Raw genomic sequence first — 21,447 nt, 5'->3', positions numbered from 1 at the left:
CCCGATGAACCTGCGCCATAAACCGCTCGCCCTGCTCTGCACCGCCCTGTTGCTGGGCTCCGCCGCCGCCGCCGACAAGCCCGCCTGGGATGTCGCGACCGGACAGGGCAAGACCAAGACCGTCCGCTTCAACACCGAGGAAGGCACCTGGCTCGACCTGGACGTCAGCCCCGACGGCAAGACCGTCGCGTTCTCGATGATGGGCGACATCTACCTGCTGCCGATCGCCGGCGGCGATGCCCGCCGCATCAGCAGCGGTCCGGCCTGGGACGTGCAGCCGCGCTTCTCGCCGGATGGCCGCGAGATCGCGTTCACCTCCGACCGCGGCGGCGGCAACAACCTGTGGCGCATGGGCGTCGACGGCGGCAACGCCAAGCAGGTCACCAAGGAAAGCTTCCGACTGTTCAACAACCCGGCCTGGACCCCGGACGGCCAGTACCTGATCGGCCGCAAGCACTTCACCTCCGGCCGCTCGCTGGGCGCCGGCGAGCTGTGGATGACGCACCGCAACGGCGGCGACGGCCTGCAGCTGACCAAGCGCAAGAACGACCAGCAGGACCTGGGCGAACCGGCGGTGAGCCCCGACGGCCGTTATGTGTACTACTCCGAGGACGTCAGCCCCGGCGGCGCCTTCGAATACAACCGCAACGTGCACGGCGTGATCTACGCGATCAAGCGCCTGGACCGCGAGACCGGCGAAATCGACACCTTGGTGAACACTCCGGGCGGCGCCATCCGGCCGCAGCCCTCGCCGGACGGCAAGCGTCTGGCCTTCGTCAAGCGCGTACGCGACAAGAGCGTGCTGCACGTGCTCGACCTGAAGACCGGCAAGGTCACCCCGGTCTGGGACGGCCTGTCGCACGACATGCAGGAGGCCTGGGCCATCTTCGGACCGTACGCCAACTTCGACTGGACGCCGGATTCGCAATCGGTGGTGATCTGGGCGCAGGGCAAGCTCTGGCGCGTGGACATGGCCAGCGGCAAGCCGGCGCAGATCCCGTTCCGCGCCGAAGTCGAGCAGAAGCTGGCGATGCCGATCCGCTTCGAACAGAAACTGGAAGGCGACAGCTTCACGCCGAAGATGCTGCGTGACGTGGCGACTTCGCCGGACGGCCGCACCGTGGTGTTCCATGCCGTCGGCCAGCTGTGGAAACGCAGCCTGCCGGATGGCGCCGTGACCCGCCTGACCGGCGAGCAGGACGCCTTCGAATACCAGCCGAGCTTCAGCCGCGACGGCCGCAAACTGCTGTTCACCACCTGGAACGACACCGCCCAGGGCAGCATCCGCGAGATCGACCTGGCCAGCGGCGCGGTCAAGACGCTGAGCACCGAGTCGGGCTTCTACTACGGCCCGCGCTATTCGCCGGACGGCAAGCAGCTGACCTTCGTGAAATCCGGCGGCGGCGCGCTGACCGGCAGCCTGAACTCGTCCGACACCGGCATCTACGTGACCTCCGCCGCCTCGTGGTCGCCGCTGAAGGTGGCCGACGGCTACGCGCCGCAGTTCACCCCGGACTCGAAGCAGCTGCTGTTCATGGACGGCGGCGGCCTGTCGAAGAAGGTGTACCGCATCGGCCTGCACGGCGAAGCCAAGCGCGAGTTGATGAGCCTGAAGTACGCCGACAACGTCGAACTCAGCCCGGACGGCAAGCACGTCGCGTTCAACGAGCTGCACAACGCCTATGTCGCGCCGCTGCCGGCCTACGGCGGCAGCATCGAACTGAGCAAGGACACCAAGGCCGTGCCGGTGACCGCGCTCAGCACCAGCGCCGGTCCGTTCCTGCACTGGTCCGACGCCGACACCGTGCACTGGATGCTGGGCAACACCTACGTCAGCCGCGACATCGTGCCCGGCGCCGCCAACCGCAGCACCTCGATGGCATTCAATGTGCCCAGCGACCGCCCGGGCGAGACCGTGGCGTTCACCGGCGCGCGCGTAATCACCATGCGCGACGCCGGCAAGGCGCAGGAAGTGATCGAGAACGGCACCGTGCTGGTGAAGGACGGCAAGATCGCCGCGGTCGGCACCGACGTGACCGTGCCGGCCGGCGCGCGCGTCATCGACGCCCGCGGCAAGACCTTGTTCCCGGGCCTCGTCGACGCGCATGCGCACGCCGCGCACTTCGGTTCCGGCGTGATCCCGCAGCGCAACTGGGCCTACTACGCCAACCTGGCGTTCGGCGTCACCACCATGCACGATCCGTCGGCGACCTCGGAGACGGTGTTCGCGCAGGCCGAACTGCAGAAGGCCGGCAAACTGGTCGGTCCGCGCGTGATGTCGACCGGCACCATCCTGTACGGCGCCGACGGCGACTTCAAGGCGGTGATCAACTCGCTGGAGGACGCCCGCAACACCATCGCGCGGATGAAGGCGGTGGGCGCGTTCAGCGTCAAGAGCTACAACCAGCCGCGCCGCGACCAGCGCCAGCAGATCAACCAGGCCGCGCGCGAGCAGGGCATCCTGGTGGTCGAGGAAGGCGGTTCGACCTTCAACCACAACATGACCATGATCCTGGACGGCGTCACCGGCGTGGAGCACAACATCCCGGTCGCGCCGCTGTACAAGGACGTGGTCGAGACCTGGAAGGCCACCGACGTGCGCAACACGCCGACGCTGGTGGTCAACTACGGCGGCCTGAACGCCGAGTACTGGTGGTACAGCCGGATGAACATCTGGGAGAACGAACGCTTCCTGCGCTTCTTCCCGCGCGAGGCGCTGGACGCGCGCTCGATCCGGCGCGAGACCGGCCCCGACTGGGACTACTACCACGTGGAAGTGGCCAAGCAGGCCAAGCGCCTGCGCGACGCCGGCATCAAGATCCAGGTCGGCGGCCACGGCCAGATGCAGGGCCTGTCGCCGAACTGGGAGATCTGGTCGCTGGTGCAGGGCGGCTTCTCGCCGTGGGAGGCGCTGCGCGCGGCCACCATCGACGGCGCCGATTACCTCGGCTTCGGTTCGGAACTGGGCTCGATCGAAGTCGGCAAGCGCGCCGACCTGGTGATCACCCACTCCAATCCGCTGGAGAAGATCGAGAACACCATCGATACCGCCTATGTGATGGTGAACGGCCGCCTGTTCGACGCCGCCACCATGGCCGAAATCGGCGGCCAGCAGCGCCCGGCGCCGGTGTTCCACTTCCGCGAGCTGAGCGGCGTCAGCGTCGGCCAGGAATACGGACCGACCATGGAAGCCCAGGGCGACTGAGCCCGGACCGCGGTTTGCTACACTGGAAGGCGCCGGCAACGGCGCTTTCCTTTTTGGAGGCCGCGATGAAGTTCTACATCACCCTGCCCGATCCCGAACGCGCGCGCGGCGAACTGGCCGCGCTAAGCTTTTCCGCACACGGCGCGGAAGCCTTGGCCGAACAGCTTCGGTATGCCTTGGCCGACCGCGCCTACAGCCAGGCTTGGTTGGCGACGCTCGATGAGGATGCCGCCGAACACGTCGATCCGGCCCTGTTGGCGGTCGATGCCGCGGCCACGGTCAGCGGCGCGCAGAAAGACCTCGCCATCGAACTGGTCGCCGACACCCGCATCAACGGCAGCGCGTTCAAGCACCGGATGCGGCTACTGGCCGGCGCGCACTGGCAACTGCGCGATGTCCGCTGAACGCCATAAGAAACAATCGGTTAGTCGGAAAACCAAGACTTTTTCTTATTGACCCGGGCGTATTCGGAGCGTTTAATAGGGACACAACCATTCAAGTGTGAATTGGTTCACAGAATCGACCGCCCCGAGGCTCGCCGCGTGATCCGTCCGACCGCATGATTCCTTTGTCTTACGAACAGCCGACGCTGGCTTGGCTGGTGGCCGTACAGTTCGCCCTGTATGCCGCCGGATGGTGGCTGTGCGCGGCTTTCGCACGCGAGGAACGGCCGGCCACCGGACACTGGGGCGCCGCCATGGCCTTATGTACCGGCGCGGTGTGCGCCATCGCCCTGCGCGGCGAAACGCGCGCCTGGCTGCCGGACGTCGGCAGCGACCTGTTGCTGTTGGCCGCTTTCGTGGCCTTGCGGCGCGGCATGGAACGCTTTCTGCGCCTGCCGCCGGCCGATCGCGAACATCTGGCGATCCTGTTGGGGGCGGGCATCGCCTTGGCCGTCCTCGGGCCGGAAGCCATGAGCGACCGTTGGCGCAACGCGTTGCTGTACGCGGCGGCGACGTGGGTGCTGGCGCGCGCCGGCCTGATGCTCTGGCGCGAACTGCGGTCGACCTACGAACATCCGGTGGCGGCCCTGTTGGCCGCGGTGCCCTTGTTGTTCGCCGTCCTGTTCGTGGGCCTGTTGGCCGCGCAGGCATCGGCTGTGGCCTGGCCGGCCGAAGCCGCTGTCGTCGGCCTGGCGCCCGCCATCGCCGATATCGCCGGCGCCGCGGCGTTCAACCTCAGCCTGTTCGCACTGCTGGTCTACCGTCTGGTCTGCCGGATACGCGAGGAGTCGCATCAGGATGAGCTGACCGGACTGGCCAACCGCCGCCGCATCGACTGCCTGCTGCCGGTCGAATGGCAACGGCTGCAGCGCGGCGGCGCGGAGTTCGGCCTGCTGCGTGTCGACATCGACCACTTCGGCGACCTAAACCAACGCCATGGCCGCAGCACCGGCGACCGCATGCTGTCGGAGCTGGCGCAGCGCCTGCGCTACACCGCGCGCGAAATCGACCTGGTCGCGCGCACCGGCGGCGGCGAGTTCCTGGTGATGACGCCGCAGACCTGCCTGGACGGTGCGCGCACGGCGGCCGAACGCCTGCGTAACGCCGTGAACGCGATGCCGTTCACGGCCGGGGGCAATCCGGTCACGCTGTCGGTCAGCATCGGCGTGGCGGTCGCCAAGCACAGCGACCTGGACCTGGCCGACGTCTTCGAGCGCGCGGCCGCCGCCCTGAAACGCGCCAAGGCCAGCGGACGCAACCGCGTCTGCCTGGAAGACGCATGAACCGCGATGCCCTGACCGCGGCCACCGCGGACTGGATCGAAACCGTGGTGGTCGGCCACAACTTCTGCCCGTTCGCCAAACGCGAGCTGCGCCGCAAGGCCGTGCGTTATGCCGTGGCCGAAGGCGATGCCGAAACCCTGCTCGCCGCCCTGCTGGCCGAATGCCGGCACCTCGACGCCGATGCCGGCACCGAGACCGCGCTGCTCATCCTGGCGGCCGGCGCCGACGACTTCGAGGATTACCTCGACCTGACGGCGATGGCCGAAGACCTGTTGGCCGAACACGGCTATGAAGGCGTGTATCAAGTGGCCAGCTTCCATCCCGAGTACCGCTTCGCGGATGCCGACTCGGATGACGCCGCCAACTACACCAACCGAAGCCCTTACCCGATGTGGCACCTGCTGCGCGAGGATAGCTTGAGCGCGGCGATCGACGCCTATCCGGACGTGGATGCGATTCCGGAGAACAACATCGCCAAGGCGCGCACGCTGGGCGCGGCGCACTGGCAGGCGTTGCTGGAGGCGCTCCGCCGCTGAGCGACGGCGCCGCGGCTTGGCCGGCGGCCGCGATTGGCTCTATAGTGGTGCTTTGCCACCGGAGCCGCCTGATGCTGAAAACCGCCCTGACCGCCGGCCTGCTGCTGGCCACGCTACCGGCCTCCGCGGCCTTGCCGCCGCAGTACCAGAACCGGCGCGACCTCGAGGTCATGCTCGAATTCATCCAGACGCACCCGCGGGTCGAGGCCGGATTGAACGCCATCGACCTCGACACCTACACGGTGCGCTTCGGACGCGACTGCATCGCCCGTTTCGTACGCGAGACCTCGCCGAAGCCGACCGGCTGGGTCGGCCCCGCCGATCCGCTGGCGTTCGATTCGGCCACCTGCCCGGTGGACTACGACGAATGAGCGCGGCCGACGCGTTGCTGCAGGCGCTGACCGCGTTCATGCGCGAGCGGGTATTGCCGGCCGAAGCCGAGGTCGCCGCCTGGCAAGCCGATCCGGCCACGCGCTGGACGCCGTGCCCGGCCATCGAACGGCTGAAAGCCGAAGCCCGTGCGGCCGGGCTGTGGAACCTGTTCCTGCCCGATGCGAAACACGGTACCGGGCTGACCAACCGCGCGTATGCGCCGCTGGCCGAGCAGATGGGCCGCGTGCTGTGGGCGCCGGAGGTATTCAACTGCAATGCGCCCGACACCGGCAACATGGAACTGCTGGCGCACTTCGGCGATGACGCGCAGAAAGCGCGCTGGCTGGAACCGCTGCTGCGCGGCGAGATCCGCTCCGCGTTCGCGATGACCGAACCGGAGGTGGCGTCCTCGGACGCGACCAACATCGCGCTGCGCATCGCGCGTGACGGCGACGACTATGTGCTCGACGGACGCAAGTGGTGGATCACCGGCGCCGGCGACCCGCGTTGCCGGATCCTGATCGTGATGGGCGTCACCGACCCCGGCGCCGAGCGGCACGCCCGGCATTCGATGGTGCTGGTGCCGATGGACACGCCCGGCGTGCGCGTGACGCGCGCGCTGCAGGCCTTCGGTTTCGACGACGCGCCCGGCGGCCACATGGAGTTGGCGTTCGACGGCGTGCGCGTGCCGGCCGCCAACCGCATCGGCGCTGAAGGCGCCGGCTTCGCGCTGGCGCAGGCCCGGCTCGGGCCGGGCCGCATCCACCATTGCATGCGGCTGATCGGCTTGGCGCAGCGCGCGCTGGAGCTGATGGTCGAGCGCGCCAAGACCCGCGTCGCGTTCGGCAAACCCTTGGCGGCGCAGGGCATGGCGCAGGAGATGGTCGCGCTGTCGCGCTGCGAGATCGAACAGGCGCGGCTGCTGACGTTGGACGCCGCCGCCAAACTCGACGCGCTCGGCAACAAGGGCGCCAAGGACGAAATCGGCATGATCAAGATTGTGGCGCCGCGCATGGCGCTGGCGGTGATCGACCGCGCGGTGCAGCTGTACGGCGCCGAAGGCCTGCAAGATCCGTTCCTGGCGCCGGCCTGGGCCGGCGCGCGCTGTCTGCGTCTGGCCGACGGCCCGGACGAAGTGCATATCGCCGCGCTGGCGCGCGGTATGCTGAAATGAGCGCCGCGACCGGTCCGATGACGGTGTTCGAACTGCCCGACGAGGCCTTGGCCGATTACCTGTCGCGTCATCTGTCCGGCTTCCGCGGCCCGCTGGTCTCGCGCAAATTCAAAGGCGGCCAGAGCAATCCCACCTACCGTCTGCAAGCCGCCAGCGGCGACTACGTGCTGCGCCGTAAGCCGCCCGGCAAGCTGCTCGGTTCGGCACATGCGGTGGACCGCGAATTCCGCGTGCTGCAGGCGCTGCATGGCGGCAGCGTGCCGGTGGCCGAACCCCTGCATCTGTGCGCGGACGAATCCGTCATCGGCTCGATGTTCTATGTGATGGCGTACGTGGACGGCATCGTGAACTGGGATCCGGCCCTGCCGGAACGCACGCCGGCCGAGCGCACGGCGGCCTACGACGCCGCGCTGCGGACCTTGGCCGCCATCCATGCCGTCGATCCCGAAGCGGTCGGCTTGGCCGATTTCGGCAAGCCCGGCAATTATTTCGCGCGCCAGACCGCGCGCTGGAGCGAGCAATACCGGGCCTCGGAAACCCGTGCGATTCCGGCCATGGACGCGCTGATCGCGCGGCTGCCGCAGCGCTGCCCGGTCGATGACGGCGTCAGCGCCCTGGTGCACGGCGATTTCCGCATCGATAACCTGCTGTTCGCGCCGGATCTTTCCCGGGTGCTGGCGGTGGTGGATTGGGAACTGTCCACGCTCGGGCATCCGCTCGCCGACCTCGGCTATTTCTGCATGGCGTTGCGTCTGCCGCGCAATCCGGCCCTGCCGGGTCTGGCCGGCGTCGACCGCACCGCACTCGGCATTCCCGACGAGCCGGCGCTGTTGGCGCGCTACGGCGAGCTCAGCGGCCGCGCGCCGCCGGAGGACTGGCCGTTCGTGCTGGCCTTCAGCTTCTTCCGCCTGGCCGCCATCGCGCAGGGCGTGGCCAAGCGCGTCGAGCAGGGCAACGCCTCCAGCGCGCAGGCCGAACAGGCCGGCCGGATGGTCGATCTGTTGGCGGCTTTGGGCCTTGAGGCACTGAACGGCTGACGCAAAAGCGGCGCCACGGCTTGACGTGAAATCCGTCACACTATCTAATGTATGGGCCGCAGGAAGCCGGTACCGCACGTCCGTGCCCTCATGCTTCCGTATTCCCGGGGGATGGATACGATGGTCAAGCCGAGTTTCTTCAGCGAACTCAAGCGCCGGCAGATTTACCGCGGCGGCGTGATGTATGTGGTGGCCGGCTGGGTGGTGGTGCAGGTCGCCACGCAGGTCTTCCCGTACTTCGATATCCCGAACTGGGCCATCCGTCTGGTGGTGGTGGCGATCCTGCTCGGCTTTCCGATCGCGCTGGTCTGCCTGTGGATGTTCGAAAGCGTGGATCCGGAGGATCCCGAGAAACACCTGACCGACCGCCGCCAAGGCGGCCGGGACGCCGGTAGCGCGGAACTGAGCCGGCTGATGGCCGCCGAGCGCGCCGAACGGCAGCGCCAGAACGAGGAATTGATCTCGGCGTTGGCGCAACTCAAGGCCGGCCACGGCGGGACAGCCGAAAACGCCGGCGTCACGCCGACGGCGGCCGTTTCAGCGCCGCACGCGATGCCCGAGCCGGCGATGGAGCCTGCGCCAGCGCCGGCACGCAAAAGCAAAGCCGGGCTGTTGGCCGGCGCCGTGGTCGTCGTGCTGGTGCTAGCCGGACTGTGGATTCTGTTCGGGCCGCAAGCGCCGAGCCAAGCCGGCGCCATTCCCGGCGAGTTGGCCGACAAATACGTCGCCCCCGGCTTCGCGCAGATCGAGCGGCTCGGTGCCGACCTGTTGCGGCCACTGCTGAAAAAACTCGGCATCGGCATCGCGCCCGAGCGCGTGTTCACCGTGTTGCTGGTGTTGGCCGGCGCGTTGATCCTGCGCGACTTCTACCATCAGATGGTCAGCGCCCGCCGCCGCAAGCGGCAGGGCTGAACGCCGTTCATCCCTGAGGCATGGACGGTTCGGCGCGAATGCCGAACCGGCTGCGCTCCAGCAACCACAGCGCGGCGCTCAGGCACAGCCAGGCGATGAAGAACGGCCAGGGCGAGCCGGGCAAGGGTACCGAGGCATTGCGGTCGCCACGCCGATGGCCTGACGCCAAGGCCGAGGTCGCTTGCCGGATGCTTTGACGCCGCAGCGCCGCACCGTCGCCCGACTCGCGCACGTAAAACGGCAGGCGCGCGTCGCCGCTGGCCAGCGTATGCCAACCGGACTGCTGCGGCCAGAACGCCGCGCATCCGCGCCAAGCGCCTTCGGCATCGCGCACCAGGCGTACCGCCACGCCATCGGTGGAAAGCATCCGGGCGTCTTCGCCGATGCGGCAGACCAGCATGCGCTCGTGCGGCCGGAATTCGGCGCCCTGCAAAAGCGGCTCCTGTTGCGGACGCGGTCGCGCCAGCACCGAGGCCAGTGCGCTCCACAGGCGCGCGTGTTCACCAGCGAATCCGGCCAAGGCCAAGCGGTGGCTGTCGGTCAGCCAGAGCACGCCCACCCGGCCTTCACCGACATTACGCCAGACCGCCAAAGCGCCGCCGTCGGTATCGCGCAACGCAATCTGCAGTCCAGCTCCGCCGGCTTGTAGCGGATAGCGATTCAACTCCGGCCATTCGCGTTTTCCGCCCGGCTCGGCCAAGCGCACGCCTTGCGGCGCAGCGCTGTCCTGCAGTCGCAGACCGAAGGCCGCGAAATCGGCGCGGCTGGCGGCATCCAACGGACCGGTCACGCGCAACAACAGGCCCAAGCCGCCGGTCACCGCATCGCGCACCTGCCGCTTTTCCGCCGCCGGCATCGTCGCCCAGGCGCGTTCGTCCACCACCAGCAGATCGTTGGTGCGCAAGGTCGCGGCGCTTATTTGCGCTTCCGGCGTGGCGACCGCCGTGCCGGGGCCGAGGTCGATCCGGCTGTGCAGTTGCAGGCCGGCATCCAACGCCCAACGCCGCAGCAGTTTCACTTCCGCATTCGGTCCACCGGCCAGGCTCAGCATCCGCAACGTCGGCGCCTGGCGCACGTCCACCGGCACGTTCACGGTTTCATGCACGGCGCCCGCCGCATTCCGCACCCGCATGCGGTACAGTACCTGACCGGGCGCGCGTGCGCGGTCGCCGATCGCAAAGCCGCCTTGCGCGTCCACGCGTTGACGCGTGATCACGGCATTGCCCGGATCTAACAGCTCGATCTGCGCATCCGGCAACCCATGGATGCGGCCGCGGACAGCCCACGGCATGCCGGCATACACGGCCGGCGTGCGCCAGAACTCGACTACGCCGACCGGCATCGGCGACGGGTGGAGGCGCAGGGTTCGGCCTTGCACGGCATCGCGGTCGCGCGCCACCAGGCCGTCGCCGACCACATGCAGCACGCTGCTACCCGGGTAGCGGCGCAAGGCGGTGGCGAGATCGGGCACGCGTTCGGCCTCCAAACCCGCGGGCGCTTCCGGCAAGGCGATGCGGCGGCCGGCGGGCAAGGTGCCGGCCCGGTCGGCCTGCGCGGTCAACAGCACCAGGGCGTCCGCAGGCGCGTTGCGTTCGGGCGGGAACAGCGTGAAATACAACGCCGCCGCCGCGGCCAAAGATAGCAACGACAACAGCAGGGGGCGGCGCAAAGCGGCACGCTGGCCGGACGGCGTGCGCAGATGCGCGCGCCAGCGCAACAGGACGTGCCCCAGCACCGCAACCGCCAATACCGCCGCGCACAGCAGTTCCATCGTCATCGTTCACGCTCCCGGCGCAGCAGTTCTCGGTAACTCCGGGCCGGCCCATCGGTGGCAGGACGCGGCACCGGCGCCGCCAAGGGCGCCGGCAGGACCGGCCAGAGCAGGGCTTTGAGCCGCGTGCGGCAGGCTTGACACGCGGGCTTGCGTTGCGCCTCGTCCATCGCCACTTTCAGGCCGAGCGCATCCGGCACACGCTCGGGATGCGCCGCCAACCAGACGCGCAAGGCGCCGAAATCGGGCTCGCCGCCGTCCAAGGCCTGCCAGAACGCGAATACCGGCGCATCGTCGCGGCTGGCCGCCTGCAGGCTGTCGGCCGGACGGATCACGCCGCTGCGGTCGCCGATCAAACGTCGGCCTTCGTCGATCGGCGGCAGTTCGGTGCCGACCCGCGCCAGGTAGATGCGGCTGGCCTGCTGCACCTGCTTGATGAAATCCAAGGCGCGGTATTCATAGGGCAATGCCTGCTTGGGCTCGCCGCTGCGCAAGTGCAGTTCGGCGCGCCACATCTCGTTCAGCGCCGCGCGCAGCAGGCGTTTGGTTTCCGGGTCGAGCAGGGTCGCCGCCTCGGGGATGTCGTGGGTATGGCCGAACTCCTCGAGTACCGCCTGGTTGGTGGCGGCGGCGCTCGGCGGCGCCTTCTTGGCCGCGGCGCCCTGCTCGCCATGGTCGTGGCCGTCGTCGGCGTGGTGTGTTTCCTCGGCGCCGCCTTCGGCCGGTTTGGCGGCCTGCACGCCTTCGGTCTCCTCGCCCAGGAACTGGCCGTAGCGCAGACGCAGGATGCGCTGGTCGACGCCGATGGTGTCCGAGCGCACGGCGAAGGTGTCGCGGTCGAGGCGGCCACGTTGCGCCAACAGTTTTTCGGTATCGATGATGATCTGGCGCTGGCTGCGGAAATAGGCCGGCATCACCTTCTTCAGCAGGCCTTCCACGCCACTGGCCTCGAACGCGTCCTCGGCCGGCCAGCGCAGGATGTAGGCCGCGCTCTGCGTTTCATTGGGCGAACCCTGCCGGCGGTCTTTGACGCTGAAGCGCACGATCAGGTCGTCGCCGACCGCCATGCCCAGCTGGGTCAGGTCGAGCGTGGCGGCGTAGCGCTTGCGGGCGTTGCCGCCTTGACCGGCCAGCGGGCGGCTGAAGGCGGTGAAGCGCACGTTCTCGCCGCTGCCCTGCGCCAGCTGGATATCGAGCGTGGCGGCGCCGAGCCCGTAATCGTCCTCGGCCTCCAGCGCCAACGCCCAACCGCGCTGACCGGATTGCACCAGGCTCAGACTGCGGTCGGGCTGCATCACCCGTAACTGCGGCGGCAGATCCTTGACCGCATCCAGGCGATGCCAGGCTTCCGGTTGCAGGGTCTGGCCGTCGAGCTCGATGCGGTAGACATCGGACGTGGCGATCACGCGGGTGGAGGTCCAACCGTCGGCGCCGGGCGCCAGTGGCACGCGCAGGCCATCGAAGAACACCAACACGGCGGACGCCGGCGCACGCGAGAAGCGCAGCTGCCAACGCAGGCGGCTGCCTTCGGGAAATTTGGCCGCCAACCCGTTCTGGCTGCGCGGCGCAAGCCCGGTGTAAGCCGGCGCAGCGATATCCAGACGCGCCTGACGCAGAATGATTGGACCTGCCGGAGCGGATGCCGTCGACGGTGCGTCCTGCGCAGGCGTTGCGGATACCGTTGCAGACGATGGCCAGAACACGCAGGCCGCAGCCATCGCCAACGACAGTGCCCACGCCGCAGATAGCCGCCGCCAAGGCCACGGTCGGCGCAGATCAACCGCTGATAACTGCACCAAACGCGCGTCGATGCGCGCACGCTGCAAGGCCGGCAGCGTGCCATCGGCGGGCGCGGCGGACAATAACAAATCGCTGCTGTTTTCCAGTTGCGGATAGCGGCCGTCCAGCTGCCGGATTAGCCAGGTGTCATCCAATCGGCGGCGCGCGCGCACAGCCCACGGCCACGCCGCCAACAAGACGACGACCACAGCCATTGCCGCGGCCGGTAAGCCGGCCAAACGCCAACCGGCGGCGGCCAATGCCGGAATGGCCGCGGATACCGCCGACAACGCAATCGCGCCTTCGCGGCGGCGGGCCGCCGCCAACCAATGATGCAGCCTCTGCCGCGCGCTCATGGCGTACTCCAGACGCCGCGCCGCGCGGCCAGCAGGCGCTCCAACGCGAACAGCAGCACGGCGGCCAAGGCGAACCACGGACGCATGGGTTCCGGCGCCACCGGATGCGTCGATGTGCCACGTAGCGGCGCGTGGTCGGCGGCGGATGCGCGATCGGGCGCGGCCGGCGAACGGGCCAGCGCGCGCTGCAGACCGTCGGCGAATTCCGGCTCCAACAGCAGCGGCAGCACCTGCGGATCCAGAGGCCGTTGCCATTGCAGGAGGCGGCCGTCACCGGCCGCCGCAGCGCGCAACAGCGGCAAGCCGTCGTCATCGCGCCAGACGGTCTGCCACTCGCCGACCGTTCTGTGGACGGTTCCGACAGGCAGCATCAGCGTACCGCCGCGTTCCAGCCAGGTGCGCAGATCAGCCGGCAATGGGCCGGGTTGCAGATGCAAGGCAATCGCATCCGGCGCAAGCGCCGCGATGGCGCTCAGCGGCAAGGTGCGGCGCTTGGCTTCCGGCAAGCCGGCTTGCCAGCTCAGATAGGCGGCGCGGAAAAAGGCGGCTGCGGCCGATTCAGCGCTGCCATCGAGCAAGGTCAGCGCCGGCAGCGGCGTATCCGGCGTGCGGCGCGGCGCAGACGAGCCCGGCAACACGCGCCAAACCACCGCGCGGCTCAGGCGTAGGCGTTCGCCGTCCAGACCGCCGAGCGTTTTGGGCACCAGCACCGTCAACCGATCGCCGGCCGGCGCGACGGCATCCCATTCACGCAATAAGCTGGCGGTCGGCACCGCCTGCGCTGACGGCGACGGCGCGGACAGCGGCAGAAAGCCCGGCGCCAACCAACGGCGCTGCACCGTCTCGCCGGCTGGCAGGTCCGATACGCCGCGCCAATCCACTCCCGGCGTCACCAACAACCAATCCCGCGGCGGTGCGCTGCGCTGCCAGACCGGCGCCGCCAGCCACAGCACCACCACGGCAATCAACAATAGACGCAACAACAGCAGCAGCCATTCCTGCACCACCGGCCGGCGCCGCGGCCGCAGCTTGGCGCCGATCCAGCGCAGGGCGGCGAACTCGGTACGCTGCGTCTGCGAGCGGCGGCTGAGATGGATCAGGATCGGCAACAGCAGGGCGGCGAAAGCCGCGAACGCGGCCGGCAGCAGGAAGTTCATGCGCCCTCCGCGAAACGTGCCTTGCCCTGCGCGAACAGGCGGCGCAGCGGCGCGTCGAGCGGCTGGTCGAGTACATATTCGACATGGCGGATGCCGGCCGCGGCCAGACGCGCGGCCAGCGCCCGGCGCGCGGCGCCGAAGCGGGCCAGATACTCGGCGCGCGAGGCCGGCGCGTCGGTCAGCAGCTCATGGCCGTCCTCGGCATCCACGAAGCGGTGCCCGCCGCGGAACGGGAAGTCGCGCTCTTCGCAGGTCAGCAGCTGCACGCCGAGCACCTCGCGGCGCGCCGCCGCCAGACGTTCGAGCAACTGCACTGCGGTCTCGTCGAAGCCGTCACTGAGCCAGAGCGCCAGTTCGCCGGCGCGGATGCGTTCCCAGATCGGGCGGCAGACCGTTTCATCCGGCCAGACGCCTTTGGCCTCGACCTGCGCGAGCGCCAGCAGACAGCGGTCGCGGTGGCGGTTGCCTTGGCCGGCCGCGACCACGGTCAAGCCGTCGCCGTTCACTGCGATCAAGCCGAAACGGTCGCCCTGCCGGCAGGCCAGCTCGAACAGGCAGGCGGCCTGCGCCTTCGCCGCCTGCAGACGGCTCCAGGCCGGGCGCAGGGCGTCGGCCTGCGCCATCGAGGCGGTGGCGTCGAGCAGGGCCCACGCGGTCAGCGGACTGTCGCGTTCGGATTCGCGCACGAAGAATTTGTCGGAGCGCGCGTACAGCTTCCAGTCGATCTGGCGCGGCTCGTCGCCCTGCTCGTAAGCGCGGTACTGGGCGAACTCCATGCCGGCGCCGCGGGCGCGGCTGAGGTGCTGGCCGATGCCCTGCGCGGTCGATGCCCGACGCGAGGCCAGACGCAGGTCTTTCAGACGCGCGCGCACCTCGGGCGGGATCAGATCGGGCGTGGCCATGACGGCGTGCTCAGCGCGGCGGCGGCACTGCGGTCAGCAACAGCGCCACGACGTCGTCGGCGCTCTTGCCTTCGGCCTCGGCCATGAAGGTCAGCAGCAGGCGGTGGCGCAGCACCGGCGCGGCCAAGGCGCGGATGTCGTCTTCGGTCACCGCGAAGCGGCCGTGGATCAGCGCGCGCGCTTTCGCGCTCAGCACCAGGGCCTGGCCGGCGCGCGGACCGGCGCCCCACTTGACCCACTGCGCGATGTCGCCGACGCCGGCCTGCGGCCGGCTGGCGCGCACCAGCCGGTTGATCCAATCCAGCATGTCGGCGCTGACGTGCACTTCCCGCACCAGCGCCTGCAGACCGCGTACGGCATCGCCGGCCATCACCGACGGCACCTTGGCGGAGGCCTTGCCGGTGGTCTGTTCGAGGATGGCGCGCTCTTCGGCTTCGCTCGGATAGTCGACGCGGATGTGCAACAGGAAGCGGTCCAGCTGCGCTTCCGGCAGCGGATAGGTGCCGGCCTGCTCCAGCGGATTCTGCGTGGCCAACACGAAGAACGGCTCCGGCAGCCGGTGGGTGACGCCGGCATAGCTGACCGTGTGTTCCTGCATCGCTTCCAGCAGTGCGGCCTGGGTCTTGGGCGGCGTGCGGTTGAGTTCGTCGGCCAGCAGTAGATGGGTGAACACCGGGCCGGGCTGGAACTTGAAGTGGCGCTTACCAGTGCCGTGGTCCTCTTCCAGGATCTCGGTACCGAGGATATCGCTCGGCATCAGGTCGGGCGTGAACTGGATGCGGCGGAACGAGAGATCAAGCGCCTGGCCGAGCGAGCGCACCAGGAGCGTCTTGCCCAGACCGGGCACGCCTTCCAGCAGGCAGTGGCCGCCGGCCAACAGGCCGGTGAGCAGCTGCTCGACCACGTCGTCCTGGCCGACGATGGCGGTGGCGATGGCTTCGCGCAGGCGGCCCAGCTGGCTCAGGGTGGCTTGGATCTCGGCTTCTTGGGTCGACATGGCGGCGGTTCCGTAAATGAAATTGAAGTCAGGCGTTGAGGGCGTACATCACGATGTTGACGGCGAGCTTGGTGTTGTCTTCGGCCAACCAGCGCTTGTTGCGCCAGTCGTAATCCCACTCGCAGCCGTAGTCCTTGTTGCTGTACAGCACGGCCAGGCGGCCGTCGATCTCGATGCCCTTGAGGTAGTCGTGCACCAGATCGTCGCCCCAGCCGTTGAGCTCGAAGGCGGTGGCCGGCGGCTCGGTGAACTTGAAGTAGCTGGAATACAGCGGATGCGTGTTCGGCAGCTCCTTCAGCGCGGTCTTGCCGTAGATCGCGGCCATCTGGGCCTCGAACGACTTGGCGAACAGGCCGTCGATGTCGTGGTTGCAGTCGTCGACGAACACGAAGCCGCCGTTGCGGGTGTAGGCCTCGAAGTTTCGGCGCTCGGCGTCGCTGAACTGCACCAGCTTGTGGCCGGCCATGTAGCAGAACGGCGCCAGCCGCATCGCCGGATCCGACAACGCCAGCACATGCTCCTTCGGGTCGACGCGCAGCGACGTGTATTCGATCAGCGAGTTGATGACGTTGGCCGGCATGCGCTGGTCGACGTCCCAGTTGCCGGACTCGTACATCAGCCGGGTGAACCGGAAATCGTACGCGGGCTTCGCCGCGTGCAGGGCGCGGGGCAGCGCGGCGAAAGCCGCGCCGCCCAGCATCAGGCGCAGGAAGTCGGCACGACGCATGCCGGCTCCCGGGTCGTCATACCGCGTCCGACAGCGAGGTGAACGTGAAGTCGCGGATCTTCATCGGCGGGATCATCATCAGGAACGGCGATTCGTCGTCGCCCAGGCGGATCGGCTTGCCCAGCTCCTCGATGTTGTTGAGCATGATCACCGGCGATTCGTTGAAGCGGAAGTTCTTGATCGGGTACTTGATCTCGCCGTTCTCGATGTAGAAGGTGCCGTCGCGGGTCAGGCCGGTCAGCAGCACGGTCTGCGGATCGACCATGCGGATGTACCAGGTGCGGGTGACCAGGATGCCCTTGGCGGTCGAGCGCACCAGGTCCATGGTCGACTTGTCGCCGCCGGCCATGATCAGGTTGCCGGGCGAACCCTTGGCCTCCTTGCCCTTGAGCTTGGCCCAATAGCGCGAGTATTCCAGGTAGTTGACCTTGCCCTTGTCGATGATGGTCATCTTCTCGCGCGGCAGGCCTTCGCCGTCCCACGGCATCACCGGCACATCCGGGTTCCACGGATCGGAGGTCAGGGTCACGCGCGGATCGAACACCTGCTCGCCCAGTTTGTTGCCGCCGCCTTTCTTGGTCAGGAAGCTGCGGCCCTCGTCGGCCTGGCGGGCATCGAAACCGTTCATCATGAACGAGATGAGGCCGGCGGACGCGGCCGGCTCGAGGATCACGGTGTACTTGCCCGGCTCCAGCGCCTTGGCGCCGCGCGATCCCTTGGCCTTGGCGATCGCGGTCTGGATCTCGCGGTCGGCGCTGAAGTCGGCGGTGCGGCCGGCGTTGCGCGCGACCCAGCCGGAGCCGGTGCCGTCTTCGGTGCGCACGGTGCAGGTGTAATCCAGGCCGGTCGAGCGCTGGTAGGCGAAATTGCCGTTGCTGTTGGCCGAAGCGAAGAAGCCGGCGTTGTCGGACAGGAAGCCGGCGGCGATCAGGCCGTCGCCCTTGCACGGCTCGATGGAGGCGGCGGCGACCTTGGCGCGGTATTCCGGGGTGATTGCGGCGATGCTGTCGTCGAAGGTCGGTGACGGCACGTAGGCCTGCTTGCCGATGGCCGGCATGAACTCGTCGTTCTCCGGCGCCAGGCGGGCCAGCTCCTCGGCGCGGCGCACCACGCGCGCCAGCGATTCGTCGTCGAACTCGTTGATGGTGGCGATGCCGACGCGCTTGCCGAAGGCGACCTGCACGCCGAGCTCGGCGTTGCTGACGATGCCGCTGGTGGAGACGTTGTTCAGCGCGAAGCGGATGTTGCCGGTGACGCCGCCGGACAGGGTCGCGGTGCATTCGTCGGCCTTGGACAGGGCGATCACCTTGTCGAGGATGGCTTTGGCCTGCTGTTCGGTGTACATGGTCATGGGGATACTCCTCGGTGATCCGTGATTAGCCCAGCGAGCGGGCGGTGTTGATGACGTTCATGCCGTCGAAGCGCGCGGTGCTGGAACCGTGCGAAACGGCGGAAACCTGGCTGGGCTGGCCCTTGCCGTCGAAGAACGAACCGCCGAAGCGGTAGTCGCGTTCGTCGCAGATGGCCGAACAGGCGGCCCAGAATTCCGGGGTGCGGATCTGGTAGGCCACGTCCTCGACCATGCCCTTGATCTTGCCGTTCTCGATCTCGTAGAACAGCTGGCCGCCGAATTGGGCGTTATAGCGCTGCTGGTCGATCGAGAACGAGCCGTCGCCGACGATGTAGATGCCCTTCTCGACGCCCTTGATCATGTCGGACACGCTCAGCGGGGTCTTGCCCGGCGCCAGCGAGACGTTGGCCATGCGCTGGAACTGCACGCTCGACCAGGAGTCGGCGTAGCAGCAGCCGTGCGATTCGGTCTCACCGATGATGTGGGCCTGGTCGCGGATGGCCTGGTAATTCACCAGGGTGCCGTCCTTGACCAGATCCCAGCGCTTGGTCTTGACGCCTTCGTCGTCGTAGCCGACCGCGCCGAGGGTGGTCGGCTGCACCTTGTCGGCGAACAGGGTGACCTTGTCGCTGCCGTACTTGAAGCCTTCCTTGAGCTTGTCGATGGTGGCGAAGCTGGTGCCGGCGTAGTTGGCCTCGTAGCCGAGCACGCGGTCCAGTTCCAGCGGATGGCCGACGTTCTCGTGGATGGTCAGCCACAGGTGCGAGGGATCGAGCACCAGGTCGTACTTGCCGGGCTTGACCGACGGCGCCTTCAGCTTCTGGCGCGCCTGCTGCGCGGCGGCGACGGCGTCTTCCTTCATGTCGTAGGAGTCGCGGTAGGCGAACAGGCCGTTCGGCAGTTCGATGTGGCTGGCGCCGTCGAGGTATTCGTAGCCCATGCCCATCGGCGAGGACAGGCTGTCGCGCGAGCGGAACTTGCCGGTGGCCTTGTCGATGGCGGTGACCGTGAAGGTCGGCCAGATGCGGTGCACGTCCTGGTCGATGTACGAGCCGTCGGTGGAGGCGAAATACTTCTGTTCGTTGACCAGGAACAGCATGGAATTCACGAAATTGGCGCCGGCGGCCATGGCCGCGGCGTTGGCGCCCAGCAGCAGGTCGACCTTGTCCTTGACCGGAACCTCCATGGCGTTCTTGCGGATCGGCGTGGCCCAGGACACCTGGCCGGCGCCCTTGGTCGGCGCCAGCTGCACCGGCTTGGTCTGCGAGGCCGAATTGGCCTTGGCGATGGTCACCGCCTGGCGCGCGGCCTTGGCGATGCCGGCGTTGGACAGGTCGCTGGTGGCGGCGAAGCCCCAAGTGCCGTTGGCGATGACGCGCACGCCGGCGCCGATCGATTCGGTGTTGACCACGTTCTGCACGCGGGTCTCGCGGGTGATCACGAACTGGCGCAGGTAGCGGCCGATGCGCACGTCGCAGTAGCTGGCGCCGGCGGCGGTGGCGGCCTCGAGCGCGATGTCGGCCAGCACTTTCTTGCGCGCCGGATCCATGCGGGTCAGCAGCGCCTCGGCGGCGATGGCGTTGCCGAAGCCGGGAATCAGCAGGCCGCCGAAGGTGGCGCCGGAGGCGGCCAGGAAATCGCGTCTATCCATCACAGTACTCCTGAGTTGCGGAAAGGGAACCGGTCGGCGCGCAAGGCCGCGTTCTGGCCGGAACCCCCATCATACGCCGGCACCGGCCGGCGACGGCATAGCCCATAAGTCATGGTCGGCTCAACCCAGGCTGCGGGCGGTATTGATGATATTGACGCCGTCGAAGCGGGTGGTGGCGGCGCCGTGCGAGACTGCCGAGACCTGCGACGGCTGGCCCTTGCCGTCGAAGAACGAGCCGCCGTGGCGGAAATCACGCTCGTCGCAGATGGCCGAGCAGGCGGCCCAGAATTCCGGGGTGCGGATCTGGTAGGCCACGTCCTCGACCATGCCCTTGATCTTGCCGTTCTCGATCTCGTAGAACAGCTGGCCGCCGAATTGGGCGTTGTAGCGTTGCTGGTCGATCGAGAACGAGCCGCGGCCGAGGATGTAGATGCCCTTCTCGACGCCGGCGATCATCTGCGCCACGGTCAGCGGGGTCTTGCCCGGCGCCAGCGAGACGTTGGCCATCCGCTGGAACTGCACGTCGGCCCAGCTCTGTGCGTAGCAGCAGCCGTGCGATTCGGTCTCGCCGATGATGTGGGCCTGGTCGCGGATGGCCTGGTAGTTCACCAAGGTGCCGTCCTTGACCAGATCCCAGCGCTTGGTCTTGACGCCTTCGTCGTCGTAGCCGACCGCGCCGAGCGTGCCCGGTTCGGTCTTGTCGGCGTACAGGGTGACGATGTCGCTGCCGTACTTGAAGCCGGACTTGAGTTTGTCGAGCGTGGCGAAGCTGGTGCCGGCGTAGTTGGCTTCGTAGCCGAGCACGCGGTCCAGCTCCAGCGGATGGCCGACGTTCTCGTGGATGGTCAGGAACAGGTTGCTGGGATCGAGCACCAGGTCGTACTTGCCGGGCTTGACCGACGGCGCCTTCAGCTTCTCGACCGCATGACGCGCGGCCTGGGCGGCGTCGGCGACGATGTCGTAGCGGTCCTTGTAGGCCGAGAGCCCGTTCGGCAACGCGATGGCGCGGCCGCCGTCGAGGTACTCGTAGCCCATGCCCATCGGCGAGGACAGCGCGTTGCGGGTGCGGAATTTGCCGCTGGCCTTGTCGATGGCGGTGACCGTGAAGTTCGGCCAGATGCGGTGCACGTCCTGGTCGATGTAGGAGCCGTCGGTGGAGGCGAAATACTTCTGCTCGTTGATCAGGAACAGCTGGGAATTGACGAAATTGGCGCCGGCGGCCATGGCCGCGGCGTTGGCGCCCAGCAGCAGGTCGACCTTGTCCTTGACCGGCACTTCCATGCCGTTCTTGGCGATCGGCGTGGCCCAGGACACTTCGCCGACGCCTTTGACCGGCGCCAGCCGCACCGGTTCGGTCTGCGCCGCGGAGTTGGCCTTGGCGATGGCAACCGCCTGCTGCGCGGCCTTGGCGATGCCGGCGTTGGACAGGTCGCTGGTGGCGGCGAAGCCCCAGGTGCCATTGGCGATGACGCGGATGCCGACGCCGGTGGATTCGGTGTTGGTCACCGCGCGCACGCGGGTCTCGCGGGTCTGGATCGACTGCGCCAGGTAGCGGCCGATGCGCACGTCGCAGTAGCTGGCGCCGGCGGCGGTGGCGGCGTTCAGGGCCAGATCGGCCATGGCTTTCTTGCGCGCCGGATCCATGCGGGTCAGCAGCGCCTCGGCGGCGATGGCGTTGCCGAAGCCGGGAATCAGCAATCCGCCGAGGGTGGCGCCGGAGGCGGCGAGGAAATCACGTCGTTTCATGTGGCAGGCTCCCGTCGCGCCCCTGCGGCGCGGAACCTTCCCATCATA

The 21,447-nt window shown here is 68.2% G+C and carries 17 protein-coding genes; 8 read left to right on the top strand and 9 right to left on the bottom strand.

Going from position 1 to position 21,447, the window contains the following annotated elements; translation table 11 throughout:
* Positions 1–4: 4 nt before the first annotated feature.
* The 8 genes from IEV56_RS04510 to IEV56_RS04475 all read left to right on the top strand — a co-directional run bounded on the left by IEV56_RS04510 (position 5) and on the right by IEV56_RS04475 (position 8,962).
* Entirely contained in the window at positions 5–3,205 is a 3,201-nt protein-coding gene (locus tag IEV56_RS04510) for an amidohydrolase family protein (RefSeq protein ID WP_188448230.1), read from the top strand.
* A 65-nt stretch (positions 3,206–3,270) separates the two neighbouring features.
* A complete protein-coding gene (locus tag IEV56_RS04505; RefSeq protein ID WP_188448228.1) occupies positions 3,271–3,609 on the top strand; it encodes a hypothetical protein in 339 nt (112 codons plus the stop codon).
* A 155-nt stretch (positions 3,610–3,764) separates the two neighbouring features.
* Positions 3,765–4,931: a GGDEF domain-containing protein gene (locus IEV56_RS04500; RefSeq protein ID WP_188448226.1), complete on the top strand. Its 1,167-nt coding sequence runs from the start codon at positions 3,765–3,767 to the stop codon at positions 4,929–4,931.
* Complete coding sequence (locus IEV56_RS04495) at positions 4,928–5,467, top strand: DUF1415 domain-containing protein (protein ID WP_188448224.1); 540 nt, start codon at positions 4,928–4,930, stop codon at positions 5,465–5,467. Before IEV56_RS04500 ends, IEV56_RS04495 begins: the two co-directional genes overlap by 4 nt.
* A 71-nt stretch (positions 5,468–5,538) precedes the next feature.
* Complete coding sequence (locus tag IEV56_RS04490) at positions 5,539–5,838, top strand: ssr3402 family protein (RefSeq protein ID WP_188448222.1); 300 nt, start codon at positions 5,539–5,541, stop codon at positions 5,836–5,838.
* Positions 5,835–7,013, top strand: a complete 1,179-nt coding sequence (locus IEV56_RS04485; protein WP_188448219.1) for an acyl-CoA dehydrogenase family protein — start codon at positions 5,835–5,837, stop codon at positions 7,011–7,013. Before IEV56_RS04490 ends, IEV56_RS04485 begins: the two co-directional genes overlap by 4 nt.
* Positions 7,010–8,050 (top strand): phosphotransferase family protein, encoded by a 1,041-nt coding sequence (locus IEV56_RS04480; RefSeq protein ID WP_229730182.1) that lies wholly within the window; start codon positions 7,010–7,012, stop codon positions 8,048–8,050. Before IEV56_RS04485 ends, IEV56_RS04480 begins: the two co-directional genes overlap by 4 nt.
* 111 nt (positions 8,051–8,161) lie before the next feature.
* The gene (locus IEV56_RS04475; RefSeq protein ID WP_188448216.1) at positions 8,162–8,962 is read left to right on the top strand and encodes a hypothetical protein; all 801 of its coding nucleotides are present in this window, start codon (positions 8,162–8,164) and stop codon (positions 8,960–8,962) included.
* Positions 8,963–8,969: 7 nt separating this feature from the next.
* Here IEV56_RS04475 and IEV56_RS04470 read toward each other — a convergent pair whose 3' ends face one another.
* The 9 genes from IEV56_RS04470 to IEV56_RS04430 all read right to left on the bottom strand — a co-directional run bounded on the left by IEV56_RS04470 (position 8,970) and on the right by IEV56_RS04430 (position 21,399).
* Positions 8,970–10,739 (bottom strand): carboxypeptidase regulatory-like domain-containing protein, encoded by a 1,770-nt coding sequence (locus IEV56_RS04470; RefSeq protein WP_188448214.1) that lies wholly within the window; start codon positions 10,737–10,739, stop codon positions 8,970–8,972.
* On the bottom strand, positions 10,736–12,868 hold the full coding sequence (locus tag IEV56_RS04465) for a DUF4175 family protein (RefSeq protein ID WP_188448212.1): 2,133 nt from the start codon (positions 12,866–12,868) through the stop codon (positions 10,736–10,738). The genes IEV56_RS04470 and IEV56_RS04465 overlap by 4 nt, the downstream gene beginning before the upstream one ends.
* On the bottom strand, positions 12,865–14,025 hold the full coding sequence (locus IEV56_RS04460) for a BatA domain-containing protein (protein WP_188448208.1): 1,161 nt from the start codon (positions 14,023–14,025) through the stop codon (positions 12,865–12,867). Before IEV56_RS04460 ends, IEV56_RS04465 begins: the two co-directional genes overlap by 4 nt.
* A complete protein-coding gene (locus IEV56_RS04455; protein WP_188448204.1) occupies positions 14,022–14,927 on the bottom strand; it encodes a DUF58 domain-containing protein in 906 nt (301 codons plus the stop codon). The genes IEV56_RS04460 and IEV56_RS04455 overlap by 4 nt, the downstream gene beginning before the upstream one ends.
* A gap of 10 nt (positions 14,928–14,937) precedes the next feature.
* The gene (locus IEV56_RS04450) at positions 14,938–15,924 is read right to left on the bottom strand and encodes an AAA family ATPase (RefSeq protein ID WP_188448203.1); all 987 of its coding nucleotides are present in this window, start codon (positions 15,922–15,924) and stop codon (positions 14,938–14,940) included.
* 28 nt (positions 15,925–15,952) lie between these two features.
* Entirely contained in the window at positions 15,953–16,651 is a 699-nt protein-coding gene (locus tag IEV56_RS04445; protein WP_188448201.1) for a DUF4159 domain-containing protein, read from the bottom strand.
* Positions 16,652–16,667: 16 nt separating this feature from the next.
* On the bottom strand, positions 16,668–18,002 hold the full coding sequence (locus IEV56_RS04440) for a TldD/PmbA family protein (RefSeq protein WP_188448199.1): 1,335 nt from the start codon (positions 18,000–18,002) through the stop codon (positions 16,668–16,670).
* 25 nt (positions 18,003–18,027) lie between these two features.
* On the bottom strand, positions 18,028–19,653 hold the full coding sequence (locus tag IEV56_RS04435) for a TldD/PmbA family protein (protein WP_188448197.1): 1,626 nt from the start codon (positions 19,651–19,653) through the stop codon (positions 18,028–18,030).
* Between the two features lie 120 nt (positions 19,654–19,773).
* The gene (locus tag IEV56_RS04430; protein ID WP_188448195.1) at positions 19,774–21,399 is read right to left on the bottom strand and encodes a TldD/PmbA family protein; all 1,626 of its coding nucleotides are present in this window, start codon (positions 21,397–21,399) and stop codon (positions 19,774–19,776) included.
* Positions 21,400–21,447: the final 48 nt, after the last annotated feature.

Source organism: Arenimonas maotaiensis (genome assembly GCF_014638745.1).
Lineage (GTDB): Bacteria > Pseudomonadota > Gammaproteobacteria > Xanthomonadales > Xanthomonadaceae > Arenimonas > Arenimonas maotaiensis.
This window is presented reverse-complemented; position numbering and strand designations above follow the sequence as displayed.

What these genes read in the sequence shown, in the direction of transcription:
- IEV56_RS04450 (WP_188448203.1), bottom strand. Translation starts at nt 15,924, where the DNA reads ATGTCGACCCAAGAAGCCGAGATCCAAGCCACCCTGAGCCAGCTGGGC.
- IEV56_RS04435 (WP_188448197.1), bottom strand. Translation starts at nt 19,653, where the DNA reads ATGGATAGACGCGATTTCCTGGCCGCCTCCGGCGCCACCTTCGGCGGC.
- IEV56_RS04500 (WP_188448226.1), top strand. Translation starts at nt 3,765, where the DNA reads ATGATTCCTTTGTCTTACGAACAGCCGACGCTGGCTTGGCTGGTGGCC.
- IEV56_RS04475 (WP_188448216.1), top strand. Translation starts at nt 8,162, where the DNA reads ATGGATACGATGGTCAAGCCGAGTTTCTTCAGCGAACTCAAGCGCCGG.
- IEV56_RS04465 (WP_188448212.1), bottom strand. Translation starts at nt 12,868, where the DNA reads ATGAGCGCGCGGCAGAGGCTGCATCATTGGTTGGCGGCGGCCCGCCGC.
- IEV56_RS04505 (WP_188448228.1), top strand. Translation starts at nt 3,271, where the DNA reads ATGAAGTTCTACATCACCCTGCCCGATCCCGAACGCGCGCGCGGCGAA.
- IEV56_RS04440 (WP_188448199.1), bottom strand. Translation starts at nt 18,002, where the DNA reads ATGACCATGTACACCGAACAGCAGGCCAAAGCCATCCTCGACAAGGTG.
- IEV56_RS04495 (WP_188448224.1), top strand. Translation starts at nt 4,928, where the DNA reads ATGAACCGCGATGCCCTGACCGCGGCCACCGCGGACTGGATCGAAACC.
- IEV56_RS04485 (WP_188448219.1), top strand. Translation starts at nt 5,835, where the DNA reads ATGAGCGCGGCCGACGCGTTGCTGCAGGCGCTGACCGCGTTCATGCGC.
- IEV56_RS04490 (WP_188448222.1), top strand. Translation starts at nt 5,539, where the DNA reads ATGCTGAAAACCGCCCTGACCGCCGGCCTGCTGCTGGCCACGCTACCG.
- IEV56_RS04445 (WP_188448201.1), bottom strand. Translation starts at nt 16,651, where the DNA reads ATGCGTCGTGCCGACTTCCTGCGCCTGATGCTGGGCGGCGCGGCTTTC.
- IEV56_RS04510 (WP_188448230.1), top strand. Translation starts at nt 5, where the DNA reads ATGAACCTGCGCCATAAACCGCTCGCCCTGCTCTGCACCGCCCTGTTG.
- IEV56_RS04470 (WP_188448214.1), bottom strand. Translation starts at nt 10,739, where the DNA reads ATGACGATGGAACTGCTGTGCGCGGCGGTATTGGCGGTTGCGGTGCTG.
- IEV56_RS04480 (WP_229730182.1), top strand. Translation starts at nt 7,010, where the DNA reads ATGAGCGCCGCGACCGGTCCGATGACGGTGTTCGAACTGCCCGACGAG.
- IEV56_RS04430 (WP_188448195.1), bottom strand. Translation starts at nt 21,399, where the DNA reads ATGAAACGACGTGATTTCCTCGCCGCCTCCGGCGCCACCCTCGGCGGA.
- IEV56_RS04460 (WP_188448208.1), bottom strand. Translation starts at nt 14,025, where the DNA reads ATGAACTTCCTGCTGCCGGCCGCGTTCGCGGCTTTCGCCGCCCTGCTG.
- IEV56_RS04455 (WP_188448204.1), bottom strand. Translation starts at nt 14,927, where the DNA reads ATGGCCACGCCCGATCTGATCCCGCCCGAGGTGCGCGCGCGTCTGAAA.